The sequence below is a fragment of the Bacteroides clarus YIT 12056 genome (assembly GCF_900129655.1).
GTDB classification, from domain to species: domain Bacteria; phylum Bacteroidota; class Bacteroidia; order Bacteroidales; family Bacteroidaceae; genus Bacteroides; species Bacteroides clarus.
Window position 1 is genome coordinate 13,256 of the sequence record NZ_FQWK01000009.1, and the last position, 22,677, is coordinate 35,932.

Annotated in this window: 15 protein-coding genes; 11 read left to right on the plus strand and 4 right to left on the minus strand. The window is 39.0% G+C overall.

Features of this window, described 5'->3' with window-relative positions:
* Complete coding sequence (locus BUB52_RS14545) at nt 1-3,039, plus strand: serine hydrolase domain-containing protein (protein ID WP_009122348.1); 3,039 nt, start codon at nt 1-3, stop codon at nt 3,037-3,039.
* A gap of 113 nt (nt 3,040-3,152) precedes the next feature.
* On the opposite strand, the gene BUB52_RS14550 is transcribed toward BUB52_RS14545, so the two are convergent.
* The 4 genes from BUB52_RS14550 to BUB52_RS14565 all read right to left on the minus strand — a co-directional run bounded on the left by BUB52_RS14550 (nt 3,153) and on the right by BUB52_RS14565 (nt 6,579).
* Nucleotides 3,153-3,782, minus strand: coding sequence for a porin family protein (locus tag BUB52_RS14550; protein WP_009122347.1), 630 nt, complete (start codon nt 3,780-3,782; stop codon nt 3,153-3,155).
* A gap of 61 nt (nt 3,783-3,843) precedes the next feature.
* Nucleotides 3,844-4,497 (minus strand): DUF4136 domain-containing protein, encoded by a 654-nt coding sequence (locus BUB52_RS14555; protein ID WP_022219374.1) that lies wholly within the window; start codon nt 4,495-4,497, stop codon nt 3,844-3,846.
* 190 nt (nt 4,498-4,687) lie between these two features.
* Nucleotides 4,688-5,689, minus strand: a complete 1,002-nt coding sequence (locus tag BUB52_RS14560) for an aldo/keto reductase (RefSeq protein WP_009122345.1) — start codon at nt 5,687-5,689, stop codon at nt 4,688-4,690.
* A gap of 23 nt (nt 5,690-5,712) precedes the next feature.
* Nucleotides 5,713-6,579, minus strand: a complete 867-nt coding sequence (locus BUB52_RS14565; RefSeq protein ID WP_009122344.1) for an AraC family transcriptional regulator — start codon at nt 6,577-6,579, stop codon at nt 5,713-5,715.
* A 162-nt stretch (nt 6,580-6,741) separates the two neighbouring features.
* On the opposite strand from BUB52_RS14565, the gene BUB52_RS14570 reads away from it, so the two are divergent.
* The 10 genes from BUB52_RS14570 to BUB52_RS14615 all read left to right on the plus strand — a co-directional run bounded on the left by BUB52_RS14570 (nt 6,742) and on the right by BUB52_RS14615 (nt 22,669).
* Nucleotides 6,742-8,316, plus strand: coding sequence for a sodium:solute symporter (locus BUB52_RS14570; RefSeq protein ID WP_009122343.1), 1,575 nt, complete (start codon nt 6,742-6,744; stop codon nt 8,314-8,316).
* A 17-nt stretch (nt 8,317-8,333) separates the two neighbouring features.
* Nucleotides 8,334-9,359 carry a glycoside hydrolase family 130 protein gene (locus BUB52_RS14575; protein ID WP_009122342.1) on the plus strand — a complete coding sequence of 342 codons (1,026 nt, stop codon included), beginning with the start codon at nt 8,334-8,336 and terminating at the stop codon, nt 9,357-9,359.
* Between the two features lie 26 nt (nt 9,360-9,385).
* Nucleotides 9,386-10,876 carry a hypothetical protein gene (locus BUB52_RS14580; RefSeq protein WP_039950910.1) on the plus strand — a complete coding sequence of 497 codons (1,491 nt, stop codon included), beginning with the start codon at nt 9,386-9,388 and terminating at the stop codon, nt 10,874-10,876.
* A gap of 166 nt (nt 10,877-11,042) precedes the next feature.
* A complete protein-coding gene (locus BUB52_RS14585) occupies nt 11,043-11,930 on the plus strand; it encodes an AraC family transcriptional regulator (protein ID WP_009122340.1) in 888 nt (295 codons plus the stop codon).
* A gap of 231 nt (nt 11,931-12,161) precedes the next feature.
* Nucleotides 12,162-13,304: a glycosyl hydrolase gene (locus tag BUB52_RS14590; protein ID WP_009122339.1), complete on the plus strand. Its 1,143-nt coding sequence runs from the start codon at nt 12,162-12,164 to the stop codon at nt 13,302-13,304.
* A gap of 12 nt (nt 13,305-13,316) precedes the next feature.
* Nucleotides 13,317-14,285 carry a hypothetical protein gene (locus BUB52_RS14595; RefSeq protein WP_009122338.1) on the plus strand — a complete coding sequence of 323 codons (969 nt, stop codon included), beginning with the start codon at nt 13,317-13,319 and terminating at the stop codon, nt 14,283-14,285.
* Between the two features lie 148 nt (nt 14,286-14,433).
* Complete coding sequence (locus BUB52_RS14600) at nt 14,434-17,628, plus strand: SusC/RagA family TonB-linked outer membrane protein (RefSeq protein ID WP_050792289.1); 3,195 nt, start codon at nt 14,434-14,436, stop codon at nt 17,626-17,628.
* A gap of 6 nt (nt 17,629-17,634) precedes the next feature.
* Nucleotides 17,635-19,371 (plus strand): RagB/SusD family nutrient uptake outer membrane protein, encoded by a 1,737-nt coding sequence (locus tag BUB52_RS14605; RefSeq protein WP_009122336.1) that lies wholly within the window; start codon nt 17,635-17,637, stop codon nt 19,369-19,371.
* 96 nt (nt 19,372-19,467) lie between these two features.
* The gene (locus BUB52_RS14610; protein ID WP_139259724.1) at nt 19,468-21,153 is read left to right on the plus strand and encodes a DUF5060 domain-containing protein; all 1,686 of its coding nucleotides are present in this window, start codon (nt 19,468-19,470) and stop codon (nt 21,151-21,153) included.
* A gap of 37 nt (nt 21,154-21,190) precedes the next feature.
* Nucleotides 21,191-22,669, plus strand: a complete 1,479-nt coding sequence (locus BUB52_RS14615) for a glycoside hydrolase family 30 protein (protein WP_009122334.1) — start codon at nt 21,191-21,193, stop codon at nt 22,667-22,669.
* The last annotated feature ends 8 nt before the right edge of the window (nt 22,670-22,677 follow it).

The following is a 22,677-nucleotide window of genomic DNA, read 5'->3' on the forward strand; positions in this document are numbered from 1 at the left end:
ATGAAAAGACTGTTACTATTTGTTCTGATGATAATGGGATGTTGCGGCCGTTTCGCTTCGGATGCGAAACGGTGTCCGGCGACACCTGCCGTTGCGGCTCCCGTGGAACCGTTGTTGGTAAGGCCGGTACTGGATGACGTGCGGTGCAGGCAGTGGGTGGACTCGGTGTTGGATAAACTGAGTCTGAAGGAACGTATAGGACAGCTTTTTATTTATACAATCGCCCCCTATCAGGATAAAGCCAACAAGGAGTTGTTGCGCAAGGTGGTTGAGGATTACAAGGTCGGCGGCCTGCTGTTCTCCGGCGGCTTGATGCAGAACCAGGCTATGTTGACGAATGAGGCGCAGCGCATGGCGGATATTCCTCTGCTGATTACGTTCGACGGGGAGTGGGGGCTGTCCATGCGCTTGCGGGGTACGCCCGTCTTTCCGAAGAATATGGTGCTGGGCTGCATACGGAACGACAGCTTGCTTTATGAATACGGCCGGGAGATGGCAAGGCAGTGCCGGGAACTGGGTGTACAGGTGAATTTCGCCCCTGTGGCGGATGTCAATATCAATCCGAAGAATCCGGTTATCAATACCCGCTCTTTCGGTGAGAGTCCGGTGAACGTGGCCGATAAGGTTACCGCTTATGCCAAAGGGCTGGAAGACGGCGGGGTACTCTCGGTGTCCAAGCATTTCCCCGGTCATGGGGATACGGATGTGGATTCGCACAAGGCGCTTCCTACGTTACCTTTCACACGCGCGCGTCTGGATAGTGTGGAGCTGTATCCTTTTAAGAAAGTCATTCAGGAAGGGTTGAGCGGTATTATGGTAGGGCATCTGGAAGTTCCCGCTTTTGAGGCGCAAAGCGGATTGCCGTCTTCTCTTTCCCGTAATGTGGTTTATGACTTGCTGACACGCGAGTTGAAGTTTCGGGGACTTATCTTTACGGATGCCTTGGCGATGAAAGGGGTGTCGAATAATGGGTCGCTCTGTTTGAAAGCGTTGAAAGCGGGCAATGATTTGCTGCTCGTTCCACGGCGTATCAAGGAAGAAGTGGATGCCGTATTGGCTGCCGTAAAACGTGGCGAGCTGACGGAACAGGCGGTAGAGGAGAAGTGCAGGAAGGTGTTGACTTATAAATATGCTTTGGGGCTGAATAAGAAGCCGATGATTCGTCTTTCCGGTTTGGGAACCCGGATTAATACGCCTTATACACGTGATTTGATTCGCCGTCTGAACATGGCTGCCATTACCGTGCTGGGTAATGCAACGGAAGTGCTGCCGCTGGACCCGTCGATAAAGGATGTTGCCGTACTGAATGTAGGTGCGGCTGCGGAGATACGGCCTTTCATCAAACAATTGTCCGGATATACGCGTCCGGTAGAGTTCCAATTGGGGAAAGACCTGCCGGCAGCGGGGCGTAAGGCTTTGAGGGATAAGCTGTCAAAATATAAACGTATTCTGGTATGCGTCACCGAGCATCGTTTGGCCGCTTATCAGTCTTTCTTTGCGGAGTTTGCCCCGGATGTTCCGGTGGTGTACGTGTTCTTCATTCCCGCTAAGCAACTGTTGCAGATACATCGGGGCATATCGGCCGCCGAAGCGGTGGTATTGGCTCATTCTTCGGATGAGGATGTGCAGCGGCAGGTAGCCGGGATACTCTATGCGGACGCTGTGGCTGACGGCAGGCTTTCGGCAAGTATCGGCGGTTTGTTTGCTACCGGAGAGGGGGTAGACCTGAACCCGCAGACAGAGCCGCATTTCGTACCCGAAGAGCATGGGCTGGATTCACGCTTGCTGGCGCGGATTGATACGCTGGCGCGCGAAGGTATACGGGAAGGCGCCTATCCGGGATGTCAGGTAGTGATTTTGAAGGATGGGAAAGAGATGTATAATAAGGCTTTCGGCACTTATACATGGAATACGGCTAAGAATAAAGCCGCTGTTCCGGTGACGCCGGCATCCGTATATGATATTGCGTCTTTGACGAAGACCACGGCTACCTTATTGGCCGTAATGAAGCTGTATGATAAAGGACGCTTGAACCTGACAGACCGTGTGGCTGATTATCTTCCATACTTGCAAGATACGGATAAACGTAATATCACTGTCAGGGAGTTGTTGTTCCATCAGTCGGGGTTGCCTTCCACTTTGTTGTTCTATCTGGAGGCCGTCGACAAGGACAGTTATGATGGTACATTGTTCAAGGCAAGGGCGGATGCGCAGCATCCTACCCGTATCGGGCGGCAGACATGGGCTAATCCGAAGTTCCGTTTCCGTCCGGGACTGACTTCAAAAGTACGTACAGCCGAATGTACGTTGCAGGTTTGTGACAGCCTCTGGCTGAACAAGTCTTTCAAAAAAGAGTATCTTCAAAAAATCGCGGATACCCCTCTGAAGGATAAACGGTATCGTTATAGCTGCGTGGGCTTTATTCTGTTGCAGCAACTGGTTGAGGCGCGTGCGGGAATGCCTATGGATGAGTTTCTGGCTCAGGAGTTTTATACTCCGATGGGGTTGAAGCGCACCGGGTATCTTCCGTTACGGTTCTTACCTGAAGAGGAGATTGTTCCTTCGTCCGTTGACCCTTTCCTGAGGAAAACAACTCTGCAAGGATTCGTGCATGATGAGTCTGCCGCTTTTCAGGGTGGTGTTTCCGGCAACGCGGGATTATTCTCTACGGCTGGGGAAGTGGCACGGATTTATCAAATGTTGCTGAACGGCGGTGAACTGGATGGAAAACGCTATTTGAGCAAGGAAACTTGCAGGCTCTTTACCACTACGGTTGCCAGAAGCTGTCGCCGCGGCCTGGGATTCGATAAGCCGGATATGCAGAACCCTGCAAAAAGTCCTTGCGCGCCTTCCGCCCCGGCATCGGTGTACGGGCATACGGGTTTTACCGGTACTTGCGCATGGGTGGACCCGGATAATGGCTTGGTTTATGTTTTTCTCAGCAACCGTATTTATCCGGACGTATGGAACTCGAAGCTGCTAAAGCTGGATATTAGGGGGAGAATACAGGAAGCGATGTATCGGGCGGTGTTGAAGTAAGGTATCACGTCCGAATAAAAAATAGAGGAGAGGCTGGCTGACTTTGGATTGTCAGGCAGCCTCTCCTTTTCTTGAAACAATTAATTTATTCTGTTAAGCTTTAGGTGTGTATGTCAGAATGCGATACCGATACGTAAGCCTAAGTTGTTCACACCGTCTACACTGTAAGTGAAGAGGTCGCCTTTGTTGGTGCCGTAGCTATAATAGGCCGCGAAGTGCAGCCCCGGACCGTAAGCCCACGGATAGACGTTGAAGCCGATTTCGGGGGATACGTAGAAGCCCCATGTATCTTTGTTGGTTTCGAACGCGTTGAAAGTGGACTTCAACTGCGCATATTGTGCGCCGAGTTTGACGCCTACATACGGCTGGAATGCACCGCCGCGGTTCCATGCGTAACGCGTGGCAAGACCGAAAGGCAACTGGAATACAGTGTGCTGCTGGTCGGTGTTCAAGCTACCGCTTTCGCCAACCGGCAAGGTCTGACGGCTGAAATATTCATGATTGCTATGATAAGCAAGGAAGCCTCCTAAGGCAAAATTGGACGTCAGGAAGTAACCGCCTTCAAAGTTCATACCCCATCCGCTGGCTTTATCGGCGAAGTGGTTACTTAAGGGGAAGTTGAACTGCCAATCGATGTTGGCGTAACCGTTATCGGTCATCTGTGCCTTTGCCGGCATGGCGAAGACAAGGGCGAGGGCTGCAATGGCGAATGCCCTCAAAGATATATATTTCAATGTTTTCATACTTGTTCTTGTTTTATAAATTCAACAATAGCTTGCTATCGGGATAGAAGAAGCTGGCTGCTTATCTCGGTTGAGCACTCATTCTGTTCAGATAGGCAGATTGTGTAAAGGATTGGTTTACGCCTTCTACGGCCATCTTGGTGTTGAAAGAAGTCGAACCGCTCAATAATCCGCTCATGTAGCTGGTCCACAGAACAGGGAGTTTCTCTTTCTCGCCTTGAGGAGCGTCGAGGTTCAGCAATTCGGTGATGAAGGAACCGGTGCTATAAGCATAGTTTACGGCATACGGATAGTACCATCCGCCCCAGTTACCCCAGTAAGGAGCGTCCCAATAGCCCGGATAGTTCCACCACCATTCGGGGCGTCCGTAGTCTGTAAAGTAGTAAGTGCTCTTTACGTAGCTGACTTGCAAACCGAGGTCGGCGTCTTCACGGTTGTCCACACGGAGATAACCGCGGTTGTTCATATTGGTAACGTATGCGCTGAGGATTTCCTGCGCGCTTTCGTCTTTCCAATATTCGGCGTCTTTACTGTTGCCGATAACAAGGATGCTATCCGGTAAGTAGTAAGTTTCGAAAGCTTTGAAGTCTGCTTTCGTGTCATAATTGGTATAAACCAGATACTTGCTGTCCAGCTTATCCATGTCGGGGTCTTTTTCGCAAGAAACAAATGCTATTGCGAAGACCGCTAATAATAAGGGAATAAATTTCTTCATACTTCTATAATTGTTTAGGTTAAATATAAATTCCTGCCCTATTGGTACCTTAGGCTTTTGGAGAAAGAACAAGATAAAAAATAAAAGGTTCAAAAATAAATGTGTTAAATGTGCGGCGAACGATAAAGAAATAGGGTGATGAATGTATGGTAAATACATCATCACCCTATTGTATGCAGGCTTATCGCAACTATTTTACAATCTGATAAATACTTTCTAATTCTTCTGCAGAGAAAGCCGTGTTTTCCATCGCTCTCAGATTATCTGCCAATTGTCCGACGGAACTTGCCCCGATAATGACCGAGGTCACCAAGTCGTCTTTCAGTATCCATGCGAGCGCCATTTCGGCAAGGGTCTGGCCGCGACGGATAGCGAGTGCATTCAGTGCTTGGATTTTGCTCAAGACTTCCTCTGTCAGCGCTTCTTTTTTAAGAAAGCCGCCTTTGGCGATGCGCGAGTTTTCTGGAATACCGTTCAGGTAGCGGTCGGTAAGCAAGCCTTGTGCCAGAGGAGAGAAGGCGATGAATCCGGTACCGTTCTCTTTGGCTTGTCGCAGGATGCCTTCTTCTTCCGGTTCGCGATTGAACAGATTGTATCTGCCTTGGTAGAGGAGACAGTGAACATCTCTCTCTTCCAGATATTTATAGGCGAGCTCTGCTTTGTCTTTAGGATATTTGGAAATGCCGATATATAGCGCTTTGCCTTGTCGTACGATATCAACCAGTGTTTGAAGTGTTTCTTCGAGAGGAGTGTTGGGATCGTAACGGTGGGTATAAAAGATGTCTACATAATCCAGATTCATTCGTTTCAGACTCTGGTTGAGGCTGCTCATCAAAGATTTTCGGGAACCCCAATCTCCGTAAGGACCCGGCCACATTTCATGTCCTGCTTTGGTGGAAATGAATAATTCGTCCCGATAGGGCATGAATGATTTCTTCATGATCATGCCGAATGTTTCTTCTGCGGAGCCATAGGAAGGGCCGTAGTTATTGGCAAGGTCAAAGTGGGTGATACCTTTGTCGAATGCGTAATGCGCCATTGACAGAGAGTTGGCAAATGTATTGATATCGCCGAAGTTGTGCCATAACCCTAAAGAAATCTCAGGCAGCAGGATGCCGCTCTTACCGCAGCAGCGGTATTTCATACCGTTATCGTATCTGTCGGGGGCCGGGGAATAGGTGGGATTTATCATATCTGTTGGTTTTAGTAAAAGTGTTAGTACTTGATTAGTAGTTGTTGTAAAATAATTCTATATTCATTGGGAGTATTACCCTTTTTCTTTTTAAACGTCCGGATAAAATTAGATAAGTTATTGAAACCGCATGAATAACAAATCTCTGCTACTGTGTGAGAAGTCTCGGTCAGCATTTGACAGGCATGCGCTATTCGTAAGTTAGTCACATATTCTATAAAAGTGAAGTTCGTTTTTTTCTTGAAGAAATGGCTAAATGCAGATTCTGACATATTGACCAAATCTGCTGCTTCTTTTAATTTAATGGGTTCTTGGTAGTTTAATTCTATATATTTACAGACTTTGGCTATCCTTCTGCTTTTTGATGTACGAACTGTATCTAGGGTGTTGTAGAGATTGTCTACTAATGTATGATACTCTGATGTAGATAATTCGTGCAGAATAGAAAAGAATTCCAATACAGTGTGGAAGCCTTGCATACGTGTCAACAGGAGGATTCTCTCTTTCATTCTGAGCATCGTTTCTTCAGAGAAGGAAATCCCTTTTTGTGCATCGTGCAAGAGTTGCTTTATTGTACTGAATAATCGTTTGTTTAAAATAGGGAAGTTCAATAGATTCTCTGAAAATTGAATTGTTACTACATGATTGCCTTCTATAATTTCTCCTTTCCAAGCGTGAGGGAGTCCTGGCCCAATCATTATTAAATCCAACTCACCGAATTTTTCTATGGAATCACCGATAATTCTTTCTCCATATGTATTTAATACCAGATTTAGTTCAAAATCGGAATGATAATGTATAGGATAGTCGAATTTAGCATCAGGATGATTCAAAACAATGAATAAATCATCATTAGAGATAGGTGTTATTTCTTTTTGAATGTCTTTCATTGGTACAAGCCTGTTTTGTGCACAAAGCTACAAATAATTATGAAAAAGCAGTGAAGTATTCAAAAAAGTATAATCATTAAACAATATACTATCAGAATGTTATAGTGTCATACTCTACCTTTGCAAAATAAATTATATCCTTTAAATTAATGTTGAAATATCATGGAGGCATTTTCTATCGGAACTATTGATATTGTTATTGTAGCAGTCTATCTTCTGTTTATAATATGGTGGGGAATAAAGAATGGAAAGAGTACAGATGCGCAGTCTTATTTTTTGGCTGGACGCTCGATGCCTTGGTGGGTAGTTGGACTTTCGTTATTTGCAGCCAGTATATCCAGTACAACATTAATTGGACAGTCTGGAGATGCTTACCATACAGGACTGGCTGTTTTCAATTATAACTTGACAGGCATTATAGTTATGGTCTTTTTTGCAGTCTTCCTCCTCCCCTTATATATAAGATCAAAGGTATTTACTATTCCTGAGTTTTTAGAAAGGCGATTTGATAAACGTTCCCGATATTACTTTTCTGCTATTTGTATTGTAGGTAATATATTTCTTGATGCAGCCGGAGCTCTTTATGCTGCTGCATTGATTATTAAATTAGTATTGCCGGAAGTGGATCTGCATCTGATTATTGTAGTCTTTGCTATTATAGCAGCTTCATATACTATTCCAGGCGGACTATCTTCTGCTATTAATGCAGAGCTCATTCAGGCTGTCGTTTTAATTTTGGGTTCAGTATTACTTACTTATTTTTGCTTTTCGCAAGGTGGTGATTATTTCTTTAATCTTTGGGCAAATGATGATATTTTAGTAAAATTAATTCGCCCGTTATCAGACAATGCAACTCCTTGGTTAGGCTTGATTGTAGGAATGCCTGTATTGGGTATCTATTTTTGGGCAAATAATCAGACTCTGGTACAACGTGTTTTAAGTGCAAAAACTATTGATGAGGGAAGAAAAGGAGTAATTTTCACGGGCTTTCTGACAATGAGTACGTTGTTTATTATTGCTGTTCCGGGATTGATAGCCCGTAATTTATTTCCTGGACTGGAGAAACCGGATATGGTATATCCTAATATGGTAATGCAATTGATGCCGGTAGGGTTATTAGGTGTAATGTTAGCTGCATTGTTGTCTGCTTTAACTTCTACAATCAGTGCGATCTTAAATTCAACTTCTACGTTGTTTACAATGGACTTTTATGCACAAATTACTAAAGAGGCAGACGCTAAGAAATTGGTATTAGTAGGAAAAATAGCTTCTTGTATAATTATTATACTTGCGGCACTGTGGGCTCCTCAGATAGGAAAGTTTGGGTCACTTTTGAAATACTATCAAGAAATGCTTTCTTATATTGCTCCACCTATTGTAGCGGCTTTTTTACTTGGAATTTTTAATAAAAGGGTGAATGGAAGTGGGGCTTTTATAGGATTAATTTCAGGTTTTTTGATAGCTCTTCTTTTGTTGTTTTATAAGAATGCAATATTTGGAGATTTACATTTCTTGTTAATGGTACCTTTTTTACTGATATTCAGTATGATGGTAATTTATGTAGCTAGTTTGTTTTTTGAAGTTCCGAAGATGCAGGCGTTAATCGATACCACTTTTTCTTTTATAGATTTAAAAGAAGAATATGTGATCTTAAGAAGAACAGCTTGGTATAAGAATTATCAGATATGGGCTGCTATTTTACTTGTGTTGAGTGCTTTTATTTGGATCATTTTTTAATAGAACTATGAAGATGTATGAAACTGAAGAAATTTGAAGGGAATCCTATCTTGGCTCCCTTTCCAGGTAATGAATGGGAATCACTGGTAACTTGTAATCCTGGAGTTTATTATGATAATGGAACATTTTACATGTTATACCGTGCGGCAGGGAATGATACTGAACATGTTATTCGTTTAGGACTGGCTACTAGTAAAGATGGATTCCATTTTGAGAGACAGTCTGATAAACCAGTATTTGCACCTAGTTTGGATGGTCCGGATGCCGGTTGTGTGGAAGATCCTCGTATTGTGAAGTTTGATAATGAATATTACATAACCTATGCATATCGTCCGGTACCCCCCGGACAATATTGGAAATTTGCTCATGATGAGGTTTCTGTCCCTGCATGTGGGAGATATGCACCAGCTGCTATCGTTAAAAATTTAGGGAACACAGGGCTGGCTGTTACTAAAGATTTTAAAGACTTTCGTCGTTTAGGACGTTTGACTTCTCCTGTATTGGATGATCGTGATGTTATTCTGTTTCCAGAAAAGATAAATGAGCAATTTGTTATGCTGCATCGCCCTAAACAATATATCGGTAAAGAATATGGAGTAGATTATCCTTCAATTTGGGTGAAGTTCTCTGATGATATCTTAAACTGGGAGAATAAAAAAAGTTATCTCCTCTTATCAGGTCAAGAAGGTACTTGGGAGGAAAAGATAGGAGGTAGTACGCCGCCTTTGAAAACAGAAAAAGGTTGGTTGGTTCTTTATCATGGCGTAGAACACGGTGGAAGAGGGTATTATAGAGTCGGAGCAATGTTACTTGATTTGAATAATCCATTGAAAATCATATCTAAGACAAAGCGTTTTATTTTAGAACCGGAAATGGTATTTGAAACCCAAGGATATTATAATGGTTGTGTATTTCCGACAGGTAATGTTATTGTAAATGATACACTTTTTGTATATTATGGCGGGGCGGATAAGTATGTTTGTGTGGCTACTTGCTCAATCTCTGAGTTACTTTCATTTTTGTTGACTGAGTGTAAGTTATGATTATTAATAGATTAAAAAAAGATACTATGAATATAAGGCAAATTATATTGACCATAGCGTTTTTAATGGTGTGTATCGCTTGCGAAAATAGGAGAAGTGATGTCCAGATAACAATATTACCAGAGGTAGTTAGTACTGGATTTATAGGTAATGGCGCTGAATGGGACCCGTATGACGAGGCGGAAGCTTGGGGTAGTACCATTTCGGATGAAGACTGGAATAAACTTTTTTCCAGGCTTGATTATATGAAGCCCCAATATATTCGTTGCATGATTAATAGCCCTTATCGTTATTATAATGTTGAAACTGGCAAGTATGATAAAAATAGAAATATAGAATCTATTTCACGGTTGTTAAAGTATTGTACAGAACATGATATAACGGTTATTTATGGCGAGTATAATCCGCCTACTTGGGATATGAAACAAGATCAAGAGTGGATTGATATGTCTGTTGATTATTTGAATTATCTTGTTACCGATTTAGGATTTTCATGTATAAAACATTTTGTCATATTTAACGAACCAGATGGAAATTGGGCATCTACTAATGGCGATTATGAATTATGGAAGAATGTCTTATTCCGTTTTCATGAGAAAATGAAAACATATCCGGGATTATTGGAGAAAGTGTCTTTTGCGGGGCCTGATGTTGTGGTAAATTATAAGAATCCTGTATCACCTTATGATGCCGAGGGTTGGGTAAAACAGACAGTTTCGGATGTAGATAGTCTAATCGGTATATATGATATTCATGCCTATCCAGGACAAGGACAAGTACGTGCCGGTGAATATAAGGAGATATTAGCTAAATATAAACGGCACATTCCAAAAGGAAAGAAGATTTTATTAGGTGAAGCTGGGTATAAATATTGGAATCCGGCAGATAGCATATTGGGTGCGGAGTATCGTCATAGGGTGGAGAATCATCCTTTCACAAAAGGGTCAGACTGTAATATGTTTGTTTATGATTATTTTTATGGATTGGATATGCCGCTTCTTGCTATGGAAGTTATGAATAGTGGATATGCCGGAGTAGCTGCTTGGATGTTAGATGATGCCATGCATAGTAAAAACGATTCTGGGAAAACTGAAGATATTAAAATATGGGGAATGTGGAATATACTTGGTGAAGAGGTGTTTAGTAAGCCAGATGAAGAGAATATACGACCTTGGTATTATACTTGGGCCTTGATGTGCCGATATTTTCCAGCAGGAAGCGAAATTCTGAAAACATCATTATCAGATATTGCACAGGGCATTTATGCTGTTGCAGGCAGGTATAAGGGGTTGTTTACTATAGCTCTGGTAAATGTTGGAAATGAAGATAAAGAAGTGGTGCTAAATATTCCTAAGGATTTGAATGGTGTTCAACTCTTTAAATATGAAGAACAAAATATGCCTGCTAATCAATATGGTTTTCCTATACCGGTAGAACAGAAGCTCGATTTATCTAAGTATTTTTCTATTAAGATAAAAGCGCAGAGTTTTATTCTTCTGACTCAATTACAGGAATAAGAAGATTAAAGTAATCTTTTATAATATTTAGAGATTAAAATAAAAACACATAAAAAAGTTTATCACAGTAAGGTTACTTTGCTGTGATAAACTAAATAATCTATTTTTGTTCAACGGAAACGGGTTACAAGCTTTCTTAAACAAACAAAATTACGGATCAAATACTATGGAAAATCAGAATTACATAATGCGGGAAATCACCCCTCTATCTGAACGTGACTGTTTTTATATTGCTGATCGTCGGAAAACAGAGTTTACTTATCCGATTCATTGTCATGCAGAATACGAATTAAATTTTACTGAACATGCCTCTGGTGTACGTCGTGTTGTTGGTGATTCTACTGAAATTATAGGTGATTATGATTTGGTGTTGATTACAGGGAAAGAGTTAGAACATGTATGGGAACAACATGAATGTACTTCTAAAGAGATTCGTGAAATAACAATTCAATTTTCATCTAATCTGTTCTTTAAAGATTTTATTAATAAAAGTCAGTTTGATAGTATTCGCCGAATGTTGGAGCGTGCACAATGCGGTCTTTCTTTTCCTATGCAAGCTATTATGAAAGTATATAACTGGTTAGATAAACTGGCTTCTGAAGAACAAGGATTTTATGCTGTAATGAATTTTTTACGTATTCTCTATGAGCTTTCTTTGTATGAAGATGCTAAAGTTTTATCAAGTTCTTCGTTTGCCAAAATTGAAACATTTGCTGATAGTAGGCGCGTGCAAAGAGTACAGAAATATGTTGCAGAACACTATCAGGAGAATATCCGTTTAAATACTTTAGCAGATATGGTTGGTATGACTCCAGTAGCTTTTAGTCGTTTCTTTCGTTTACGTACGGGGAAAACACTTTCTGATTATATTATTGATATCCGTATTGGATTTGCTTCTCGTTTATTAGTAGATTCGGTAATGTCTATCGCTGAAATTTGTTATGAATGCGGCTTCAATAATCTTTCTAATTTTAATAGGATGTTTAAGCGTAAGAAAGGATGTGCTCCAAAAGAATTTAGAGAAAACTATAGAAAGAAAAAACTTGTAGTATAAGGCTATCCTGTAATAAAAACATTGGAAATTGTATGTTCATTAAATAACTATCCTATACTCTATTTGTTTTTAAGCATAGATTATATTGTTGATTGTCATCGTATTATATTGATAATGAAGGCGTCTGTGATAAAAATAAATTGTATATGCTTTTGATAAAATAGTATCAAAGACTCTGCTGCAATCCCCCTATATTTGCAATATCACTTTTTAACACTAATCTAATTGGTTATGAAACAAAGTAAGAGTCTTTTTTTTGTTGTGATTCTATTGGTTCTAATGGGTTGCACTGGAATGAAAAAGAATGGATACGTTCCGGTAAATAAGAATGCAATTCCTGAAGCTGTTCAATTATTGGATTTTTTGTATTCAATACAAGGTAAGTATACGTTGACTGGAATGCATAATTTTGCGAGTGATATAAATCGCTATGATCAGGTTGTGGATTCTCTAACAGGGAAAACGCCTGTTGTATGGGGCTCTGACTTTAGTTTCAATGCATTGGGAAACAATCAATGCGAGTTTCGCCATTGCGGGCCGTTGAATTTAACAGTTCCCGGCAATAAGGGGATATCCTGTGGAGAGCTTAGCTTATCTCCAATTCAGCAACGACAATTAATAATTGATACTGCTATAAAGAGACACTCGGAAGGACGTATTATAACATTGATGTGGCATTGCTGTTGGCCAACTAATGGCGATGATTGTAATGGTGATGATATTTGGCGCTGGGCTGATAATCTTCCAAGTCAGCAAGAATGGGATGAGTTGACAACTGATGGTACAGCACTTAATGGTATTTGGAAAAAACAGATGGACGGAATTGCTATGTGTCTGAGAGAACTTCAAAATGCAGGTGTTCCAGTACTGTGGAGACCTTTTCATGAGATGAATGGAGTTTGGTTTTGGTGGTGCAATAAACCAGGTGAAAATGGATTTAAGAAGTTATGGATAGCGATGTATGACTATTTTACAAATTATCATAAATTGAATAATTTGCTTTGGGTGTGGGATGCTAATGCTCCACGTAATAATCCGGGTGATGAGGCCGGTCCATATGCTGATTATTACCCAGGGTCAGAGTATGTAGACGTATTGGCTGCTGATGTTTATCATAGTGATTGGAAACAATCACATCATGATGAACTCTTAGAATTGGGTAAGGGTAAAATTATTTCTTTAGGTGAGGTGGGTAATCTACCTTCGGTAGAAGTATATGAGAGGCAACCAAAATGGTCATGGTTTATGCCTTGGGGGTATTTTATTCAAAATAAGGAGAATATAAAAATAGCAAAAGATATCTATAATCATCCGCATAGTATCAATTTGGATATGATAGACTTTACCGATAGGATATATAAGTTAAAAAAGTAACTACTTTTTTACATGAAGCTTATACATATAAAGATATTGTTTTTAGTTTTTGTCTTTTTCCTCTTTGGAGAATTAAAATGTCAAGAATACCCTGTTCATACTATAACAAATGGAATAGTAACTGCTCAAATATATTTGCCTGATCAAGATAAAGGTTTTTATAGGGCTACACGGTTTGATTGGTCAGGAATTATTGGCAGTTTGATTTATCAAGGTATAGATTATTTTGGGCAATGGTATTCAAAACATAATCCAAGAGTGAATGATGCGATATCTGGTCCTGTTGAAGAGTTTAATGAAATAGGATATGAATGTATTGAGGATGAAGATGAGTTTTTAAAAATAGGAATAGGTGGTCTTCGTAAATCTAATAATGAGCAATATGATAGATTTAAACTTTATGAGATTATTAATCCTGGAGAATGGATTGTAGAACGAACAGGCCGTAAAGTAGTATTTAGACATTTGATTAAGGATGTTTCAGGCTATTCTTATTGTTATACAAAATGTGTAGAACTAACAGTTGGTATACCTGAATTACTTATAACACATACATTGAAGAATACAGGAAGAAAAGTCATTAAGACCAAAGTTTATAATCATAATTTTTTGACTATAGGACATTTGTTTACTGACTCCAATGTAGTGGTAACATTTCCGGAGAACATTGTTAAGAGTATCTCAGATAATAAAAATAGAATTTTGAATATTGATAAAAATAGAGTTGGATTTACAAGAGCAATTTTTCCTAATGAAAGTGTGATGGTAATGAATATTAATGATAATCCTGTCGCGAGTAGTATTATTGTTGAGAATGAAAAGTTGAAAGCTGGAGTAGAGATTATCTCAGATGCTAGATATTCTACAATCCATTTTTGGGCATCGGAGAGAACGTGCTGCCCAGAACCTTATATTAATATTGAACTGTCTCCTCGGCAGGAGATTGACTGGAGTTTTAAATATGTTTTTTATGTAAAATAAAATACTCTCTTGCAAGATTTGAATTATATAACATGATATCGTTAACATATAAATAGACATGCCTATGGAAAATAAATAATGGATAGAGTGAAGTATAACTTAATATATAAATTATAATCATTAAAAAACAACCTAAAAAATGAAAAACATGCAAAATCATTATGTAAATGGAATAGATGCAAGGTCTTTGATGGCAAAGATACCTTTGTTTATGAAATTATGCTCTTTTTTGTTATTGATTAATGTAAGTGTTGCTTTTGCTAGTGCTTCCAATAGTAGGATAAGTCTTTCTTCTGAAAGTATTATGCAATCTGGTATCACTGTTACGGGGACAGTGGTTGATACGGAAGGTTTAACAATGCCGGGTGTGAATATTATTGTTAAAGGGACTACTACTGGAGTTATTACTGATATTGATGGCAATTTTAGAATTTCTGTTCCAGATAAGAACTCTGTTCTAGTCTTCTCATTCGTTGGATATACTGCTCAAGATATTGTAGTTGGTAATCAAACAAATATCAAAGTTACTTTACAAGCTGATGCATTGGAATTGGAAGATGTTGTTGTGGTAGGGTATGGTGTCCAAAAGAAAAAGTTGGTAACGGGTGCTACTTCACAAGTGAAAGGTGAAGATATTACTAAATTAAATACTGTAAATGCTTTAGGCGCATTAGCCAGCCAAACTCCAGGTGTGAATATAACCTCCATATCCGGAATGCCTGGTGAGGGTTTTAAGGTTGCTGTTCGCGGTCTTGGTACAGTAGGTAATTCAGAACCGTTATATATCATAGATGGTGTTACAGGTGGTGATATCAACTCTTTGAATCCGGCAGATATCGAATCAATTGATATTTTGAAAGATGCGGCATCCGCTGCTATTTATGGTGCTCGTGCTGCAAATGGTGTTGTTTTAGTTACAACGAAGCAAGGGCGTACAGGCAAGTTGGATATAACATTAGATACTTATGTTGGATGGCAAAATGTATATAAAAAGCCGGAACTTTTGAACGCACAACAGTATGTTGAAATTATGAATGAGGCATATGCTTATGATAATAAAACATTAGATTGGACTAATCTTGTTCCTGATTGGGATCGAATTCAGAATGGTTGGGAAGGTCCTCAGTGGTTTGAGAGTGCATTAAATAAGAATGCCTTAATTAGAAATCATTCATTAAATATAAGTGGTGGTAGTGAACGTTCTGTTTTTTCAATGGGTATATCGAATACGAGTCAGGAAGGCACTATTGGTAAGCCTGTTGCTCCGGTTTATGAAAGAACGACAGTTCGCATTAACTCAGAACATACCCTATATAAACACAATGATTTGGATATATTGAAGTTTGGAGAAAATATTAATTTCCATGCCGGTAGTAAAAATGGTATTGCCATTGGCAATATGGATTCTAATAGCATTTATAGATTATTAAATACCTATCCTGTTTTTGATATTTATGATGCTGCTGGTAATTACACAACTGCTATTCCTCTTAATAGTAGTAGAGCTAATCCTATTGGAATGATGGATTATGAACATGGGCAAAATGAAACAAAGACTTATGGTCTTCATGCAAATGCTTATCTTGTGCTACAACCAATCAAAAATTTAAAGTTCAGAAGTAGTTTTGGGGTACGTTATTTACAAAATAATTATAGAAAATTTGCTCCTGTATATAATCTTTCAAGTGATAACTTTAGGAATGAGAATGAAGTGCAGCAGCAGATGACAACAAGAATGAATTGGATGATTGAAAATACCATTAATTATACATTTTCGGCTGGACGAAATAATTTTGATATCTTATTGGGGCAATCTGTTGAAAATAACGGTTTAGGCATGAGTATGAACGGCTCAAATAAGAATTCTTTGTTTAATGATTTTGAGCATGCTTATTTAGATAACACCAAGGTAATTCTTGCTGGTTCGACAACTCTTGGTGGTGCGCCTATTACCCCTCATAAAATGGCATCATTTTTTGGTCGCGTGAATTATGATTATAATGAAAAGTACATGTTGACTTTTGTAATGAGAGCTGATGGTTCGTCAAATTTTAAGCGTGGAAAGCGTTGGGGATATTTCCCATCAGTGTCAGCAGGCTGGGTGTTAACCAATGAATCTTTTATGGAAGGTATAACTTCTTTTATGGATTTCTTTAAATTGAGAGCAAGTTGGGGACAAAATGGAAATCAGTCCATTGATGGCTTCCAGTATTTATCCACTATTGATTTTAATGCTCGTTATTTCTTTGGTACTGACAAAGGGGCTATTACTACAGGAGCTTATCCTGATATTCTTGCCAATGAGGATGTGACTTGGGAAACTTCTGAACAGATAAATGTAGGTTTTGATGCTCGTTTCTTGAGAAGTCGTTTAGGTGTAACATTTGATTATTATGTAAAGAATACCAAAGATTGGTTGTTAAAAGCTCCTGCATTAACAAGTTATGGAGCAGGTGCACCTTATATTAATGGTGGCGATGTACAAAATAAAGGTATTGAATTGGGATTAACTTGGAGAGATCAAGTAGGTGACTTTTCTTATGGCTTGAGTTATAATATAGCACATAATAAGAATGAAGTGACTAAGATTAATAATAGTGAACAAATTATCTATGGTAGTACAGGTACATTATTTAGAAACAGTGATGAAATGTATCGTGCACAGGTCGGTTATCCTATAGGTTTCTTCTATGGTTATAAAACAGCGGGAGTTTTCCAGAATCAGGCTCAGATTGATGCATACAAAGGTGCTAAATATGATAATGTGCAGCCGGGTGATCTTATTTTTGTGGATACTAATCATGATAATAAGATTGATTCCAAAGACCGTACCATGATAGGTAACCCTTATCCTAAGGTGAATATGGGATTTAATGTCAATATGGAATATAAAGGATTCGATTTGAATATTGCAACAGTTGCTGTTTTAGGAAATCAGATTGCTCAGTCCTATCGGAACTATAAAGATGAACCATTGGATAATTATACAACAGAGATATATGGACGTTGGCATGGTGACGGTACTTCTAATACATTGCCAAGGTTAACGAGTACTTCACATTTAAATTGGCAGAATATTTCTGATATATATATTAAAGATGGTGATTATTTCCGTATTCAAAATCTTGCTATTGGATATGATTTTAAGAAATTATTTCCACAAATGTTTCTTGAAAAGGCGCGTTTGTATTTTGCAGTGCAAAACCTCTTGACAATTACTGGCTATTCAGGCATGGACCCTGAAGTCGGTTATGGCGATGGAAAGAGCTGGGCATCAGGTATTGATATTGGTTCTTACCCTTCTCCACGTACAATAATCATAGGTTTCAATCTTAAATTTTAATAAGCGATGAAAAAAATACTATTATTATGCATTTCTGTATTTATGTTTATGGGTTGCGAGAGCTTCTTGGATACAGATAATTTGACGAAAAAAGATTCTTCAAGCTTTCCTAAGACCGAAGCTGATGTTAATATGTTAATAGCAGCGACATATCAGACTATCGTTCAAATAGCACCATTAAATAATCCCTTTTTTATGAGTGATTTGGCTTCTGATGATCGTTTTGGCGGAGCTGGGCAGAGTGATAGGGACAATCGAGCTATCGGACGTTTGAAACGTAATGGTGAAGATCAATATAAGAATCCTTGGCAGCAGATGTATTCTACCATCTTTAGAGTAAACACAATTCTGAATAGTATGGATATGGTTGCTTGGAGCAGTGAAGTTAATAGAGAGGCTGTTGAAGGAGAAAGCTTATTTTTGAGAGCTTATGCTTATATGAATCTTTGCCGTACTTATGGAACGGTTCCTTTAGTACTGACAACAGAACAAGTGAATTTGCCTCGTGCAACTCCCGAAGAACTTTGGGGGCAGATAGCCTCAGATTTTAAGGCTGCCATTGAGAAAATACCTGCTATAAAATTTCAAGCCATGGATAAGTCTCGTTTAGGTCATGCTACGAAGTGGGCTGCAGAATCTATGATGGCAAGAGCCTGGTTGTTTTATACAGGTTATTATGAGGAAGAGAATATGCCGCTCGCCGATGGAGGGAGTATTTCCAAAGAACAGGTAATTGATTGGCTTAAGGATGTTGTAACTAATAGTGGGCATGGACTTTTACCTAATTTTTGGTCATTGTGGCCTTATAGTAATGAGGAAACTTCCAAAGACTATAAATATATGAAAAAAATTAAGGCTGATTACGCCCAAAAATATGGTGATATTACTTGGATTAAAGAAGAGGGAGCTAATTATGAAAATATATTCAGCTACAAATATTCATCGTTAGCTGATACTTATGGTGAAAATCATGCAAATCAGCTTGTATTGTATAGCTCTATCCGTGGTTGGGGGGTAGCTGATGCGGGTGCCGAGATGTTTCCTTTAGGTTTAGGATGGGGAGGTGGAACCGTCAATCCTCAATTGTGGGATGAATGGGAGGCAAATGAGCCTAATGACCTTCGTCGACAAGCTTCTATTATGGATGTGAGAGATCCGAATGAGATGGATAAATATACTTGGGGAGGAGATGGCCAAATGGAAGAGACTGGTTATTGGAATAAGAAGTACATTGCAATGAATGCTAAAAGAGAAAACGATGAAGGTGGTATCGATTATGTAAATTATAGTTGTATTCTGTTTAATGCTCCGGATGATTATAGAAAGAATAATACTCAGGATACATATATTATGCGTTTCTCAGATGTGCTTTTGATGTTGGCTGAGCTAACTAAAGATGTTTCCTATATTAATCAAGTAAGAGATAGAGTGGGATTACCGGCATTAGGAGCATATACGGAAGAAGCATTACGTAATGAGCGTAGATATGAGCTATGTTTTGAAGGTATTCGTTATTATGATTTGTTACGTTGGCATATAGCTGGTACACAATTAGATAAGAAAAATGGAGTGCCTATTTGTAATGCCGGTGTGTGGACAACAGCCAATATGGGGGATATGCAGAAAAGAATTGAAGAAACAGGTGGATTTTTCCCTATACCTGTTAGTCAGGTGAATCTTTCAGCGGGTGTTTTGGTACAAGACCCTGCATGGGAAGGTGCTGGAGCTATTTATACAGACTAACGAGGCGGGGATTGGCTAAAATAATGTTGAAATCCGTTTTTAGTCAATCCCCTTTTCCAAATAGGGCATAAGTAATCAATTTAATATAAAATGAACATGAAGAATAAAATACTTCTTTTAGTTTGTTTGTTGGGCATGAATGTTCCAATGATTGGACAAACAATTAAAAGCAGCATACATCCTATTCAATACAAGCAATATGATAAGGTAGAAATTGATATTGAACTTGTGCAGAAATTTAATAATCCATATGTGCAAGAGGAGATTGCATTGGATATGTTGATTACTACCCCTTCCCAAAAAGAACAGATATTACCTTGTTACTTTGTCTCAAAAAAGAGTAATAATCTTTCTTGTTGGAAAGCAAGATATACTCCTCAGGAAAGTGGAATATATCAGTATAAAATTCAACTAATAAAGAGTGGCATAAAAAAAGATACTTCAAAGGTTGAACGTTTTGAAGTAAATAAGTCTGCTGAGCCCGGCTTTTTGCATACAAAGTCTAATTGGATATTAGCATTTGACAACGGGCAACCTTTTCGTGGAATAGGGGAAAATATTTGTTGGGAATCAAGAGATAACGATGATTCTAAGTTCTTTAAGAAACTGCATGAAAAGTCAGAACGATATAACTACGATTATTTGTTAACGGAATTTGCGAAGAATGGTGGGAACTTCTTTCGTACATGGATATGTTCATGGAACCTGCCGATTGATTACGAAGGACCATTTAATAATAGTCGGTATACAAAAAGTGATGAATTTTATAACCCGGATGCATTGGCCCGCATGGATTATTTGATAGAGTTGTCGGAAGAACTGAATTTATATATAATGTTAACCTTAGGCCAAGGTGGTTATTTAATCAAAGAACGTGGAGTAGTGGATACTGCTGAAGACTTCTTTGTTGATAAACAAGCACGCGCATGGTATAAAAATCGATTACGTTATATTGTTGCTCGTTGGGGATATAGTACTTCGATTGCAATGTGGGAATTTATTAATGAAGTGGATAATATACAATTCCGTAATAGTAATAATCCAATTGATAGCAAATTTATCGTAGATTGGCATGATGAGATGAGCACTTATATTAAACAAATAGATCCATATTGCCATATTGTTACTACTAGTATTTCTCATAGGGATATTGAAGGGTTAAATTCCATAGCAAATATGGATATTAACCAAAAGCATATATATAATAAAACATCCAGTATACCAACTGAAATAGAACGATATGTTCAGGAATTCGGTAAACCTTATATAATCGGAGAATTTGGCCGGGAATGGGATTGGTCGAAAAATTTTGATGATTTCTCTCATGAGATGGATATTGATTTTAAAAGAGGATTGTGGTATGGTTTGTTTTCCCCGACTCCGGTTACCCCTATGAGTTGGTGGTGGGAATATTTCGATACTCGTGGTATGACACCTTATTTTCGAGCTGTTAGAAAAATTAGTGATAGAATGCTTGCCGCTGGTAATGGCTCTTTTGAGCCTTTATCTATAGAAGTAGAAAATGTGGATGCTTTTGGAGTAAAGTGCGGTAAGGAAATTTTTGTATATTTATTTAATCCAGAGCATTCAACTCTGGTTATTGATGTTAATATTCCTATTACAGAACATCAAAAATATAAAGTGCAGGCTATGGATCCGACAATGTTGGTTGTTAAGGATATTTTGGGGATTGATAATACATCTTCTTTTATAACCTTGAAAGGCATAACATTAGGTGCGGAAAAAGAGGTTGTATATATTTTAACCCCTTCATTAGAATGAATAGATTAGGTTTATAAAATATTTAATTATTAATATTATGAAGAAGAATTATTTGAAGGTTTTGACTATAGGCTCATTGCTGACTTGTTGTGTTGGGGTACTGAGCGCACAGGAGATTGAAGCATGGGTAACCAATGCTGACCGTTCGATGCTTTTCCAGCGACAATCGGAAAAAATAACTTTTGGAAATGAAGAAGGCAAAGGTCTGCCAATTATTATAGATGACCGCCAAGAATTTCAAACGATAGATGGATTTGGATTTGCGTTGACGGAGGGTAGCGCTTTCCATCTTCATCATATGAGTGATTCAGCACGTGAACAAATTTTGAAAGAGATGTTTGGCACTGAGGGAAATCATGTGGGTTTTAGCTATATACGATTAACCTTGGGAGCATCTGATTTAAATAACTTTGTATACTCCTATAATGACCTTCCGGATGGCAAAAAAGATTTAGAAATGAAAAAGTTTGACCTAGGGCATGATTATGATGATATAATCCCTGTCATGAAAGAGATATTGAAAATTGTTCCTGATATCAAAATTATGGCTTCACCCTGGTCTGCTCCTGCATGGATGAAGGAAAGTAAGAATGTACGGGGAGGAGCTCTCAAGAATGAATGTTATGATGCCTATGCCCGTTACTTTACAAAATATGTTCAGGCTATGGCGAAAGAGGGTATTAATATTGATGTAGTTACAGTGCAGAATGAGCCTCTCAATTCTCGTAACACTCCAAGTATGCCATGGTTTTGGCAGCAACAGAATGAATTTGTAAGAGAGCATTTGGGTCCGGCTTTTAAAGCGGCTGGTTTAAAAACTAAAATAGTAATCTTTGATCATAACTGTGATAGGCCGGATTATCCGTTAGCTATATTGAGCGATCCTGTTACTTCGGAATATGTAGATGGTTCTGCTTTTCATCATTATCGTGGTTATATGAGTGGCATGAATATAGTACATAGGGCACGTCCTGATAAGAATATCTACTTTACAGAGCAGATGTTGACAGAACGTCCGGGAAGTGAAACTATTAATATTGCCTCTGCCGTCAAACGTTTGATTGTGAATGTAACTCGTAATTGGAGTAAAAATTCTATTTTATGGAACTATGCAGCGGACCCGCAGTTTGACCCGCATACAGATAATGGAGGGTGCTCAATGTGTCAGGGAGCAATTACTATTGACGGGGATAAAGTAACCCGCAATATAGCATATTATACCATAGCGCATGCTTCTAAATTTATTCGCCCAGGTTCGGTTCGTATATCCTCTACCGATGCTTTTGATCCGGGAGTGGATATTACGGAAGATGAGGAACGGGCGGAAATTCGTCGTGCTACCGTTGTTGAACATAGCGATGTACTGCCAAATGTTGCGTTTAAAACTCCTGAGGGGAAAATAGTTCTGGTCATAGCTAATGATAGTTGGTCACAGCAAACAGCTAAGATACAGTACAATGGCCGTTTTGCAAATTTACATTTAGCGCCCGGTTCTGTAGGAACATTTATTTGGTAAGGTAAAAA

What these genes read in the sequence shown, in the direction of transcription:
- BUB52_RS14545 (WP_009122348.1), top strand. Translation starts at nt 1, where the DNA reads ATGAAAAGACTGTTACTATTTGTTCTGATGATAATGGGATGTTGCGGC.
- BUB52_RS14550 (WP_009122347.1), bottom strand. Translation starts at nt 3,782, where the DNA reads ATGAAAACATTGAAATATATATCTTTGAGGGCATTCGCCATTGCAGCC.
- BUB52_RS14555 (WP_022219374.1), bottom strand. Translation starts at nt 4,497, where the DNA reads ATGAAGAAATTTATTCCCTTATTATTAGCGGTCTTCGCAATAGCATTT.
- BUB52_RS14560 (WP_009122345.1), bottom strand. Translation starts at nt 5,689, where the DNA reads ATGATAAATCCCACCTATTCCCCGGCCCCCGACAGATACGATAACGGT.
- BUB52_RS14565 (WP_009122344.1), bottom strand. Translation starts at nt 6,579, where the DNA reads ATGAAAGACATTCAAAAAGAAATAACACCTATCTCTAATGATGATTTA.
- BUB52_RS14570 (WP_009122343.1), top strand. Translation starts at nt 6,742, where the DNA reads ATGGAGGCATTTTCTATCGGAACTATTGATATTGTTATTGTAGCAGTC.
- BUB52_RS14575 (WP_009122342.1), top strand. Translation starts at nt 8,334, where the DNA reads ATGAAACTGAAGAAATTTGAAGGGAATCCTATCTTGGCTCCCTTTCCA.
- BUB52_RS14580 (WP_039950910.1), top strand. Translation starts at nt 9,386, where the DNA reads ATGAATATAAGGCAAATTATATTGACCATAGCGTTTTTAATGGTGTGT.
- BUB52_RS14585 (WP_009122340.1), top strand. Translation starts at nt 11,043, where the DNA reads ATGGAAAATCAGAATTACATAATGCGGGAAATCACCCCTCTATCTGAA.
- BUB52_RS14590 (WP_009122339.1), top strand. Translation starts at nt 12,162, where the DNA reads ATGAAACAAAGTAAGAGTCTTTTTTTTGTTGTGATTCTATTGGTTCTA.
- BUB52_RS14595 (WP_009122338.1), top strand. Translation starts at nt 13,317, where the DNA reads ATGAAGCTTATACATATAAAGATATTGTTTTTAGTTTTTGTCTTTTTC.
- BUB52_RS14600 (WP_050792289.1), top strand. Translation starts at nt 14,434, where the DNA reads ATGCAAAATCATTATGTAAATGGAATAGATGCAAGGTCTTTGATGGCA.
- BUB52_RS14605 (WP_009122336.1), top strand. Translation starts at nt 17,635, where the DNA reads ATGAAAAAAATACTATTATTATGCATTTCTGTATTTATGTTTATGGGT.
- BUB52_RS14610 (WP_139259724.1), top strand. Translation starts at nt 19,468, where the DNA reads ATGAAGAATAAAATACTTCTTTTAGTTTGTTTGTTGGGCATGAATGTT.
- BUB52_RS14615 (WP_009122334.1), top strand. Translation starts at nt 21,191, where the DNA reads ATGAAGAAGAATTATTTGAAGGTTTTGACTATAGGCTCATTGCTGACT.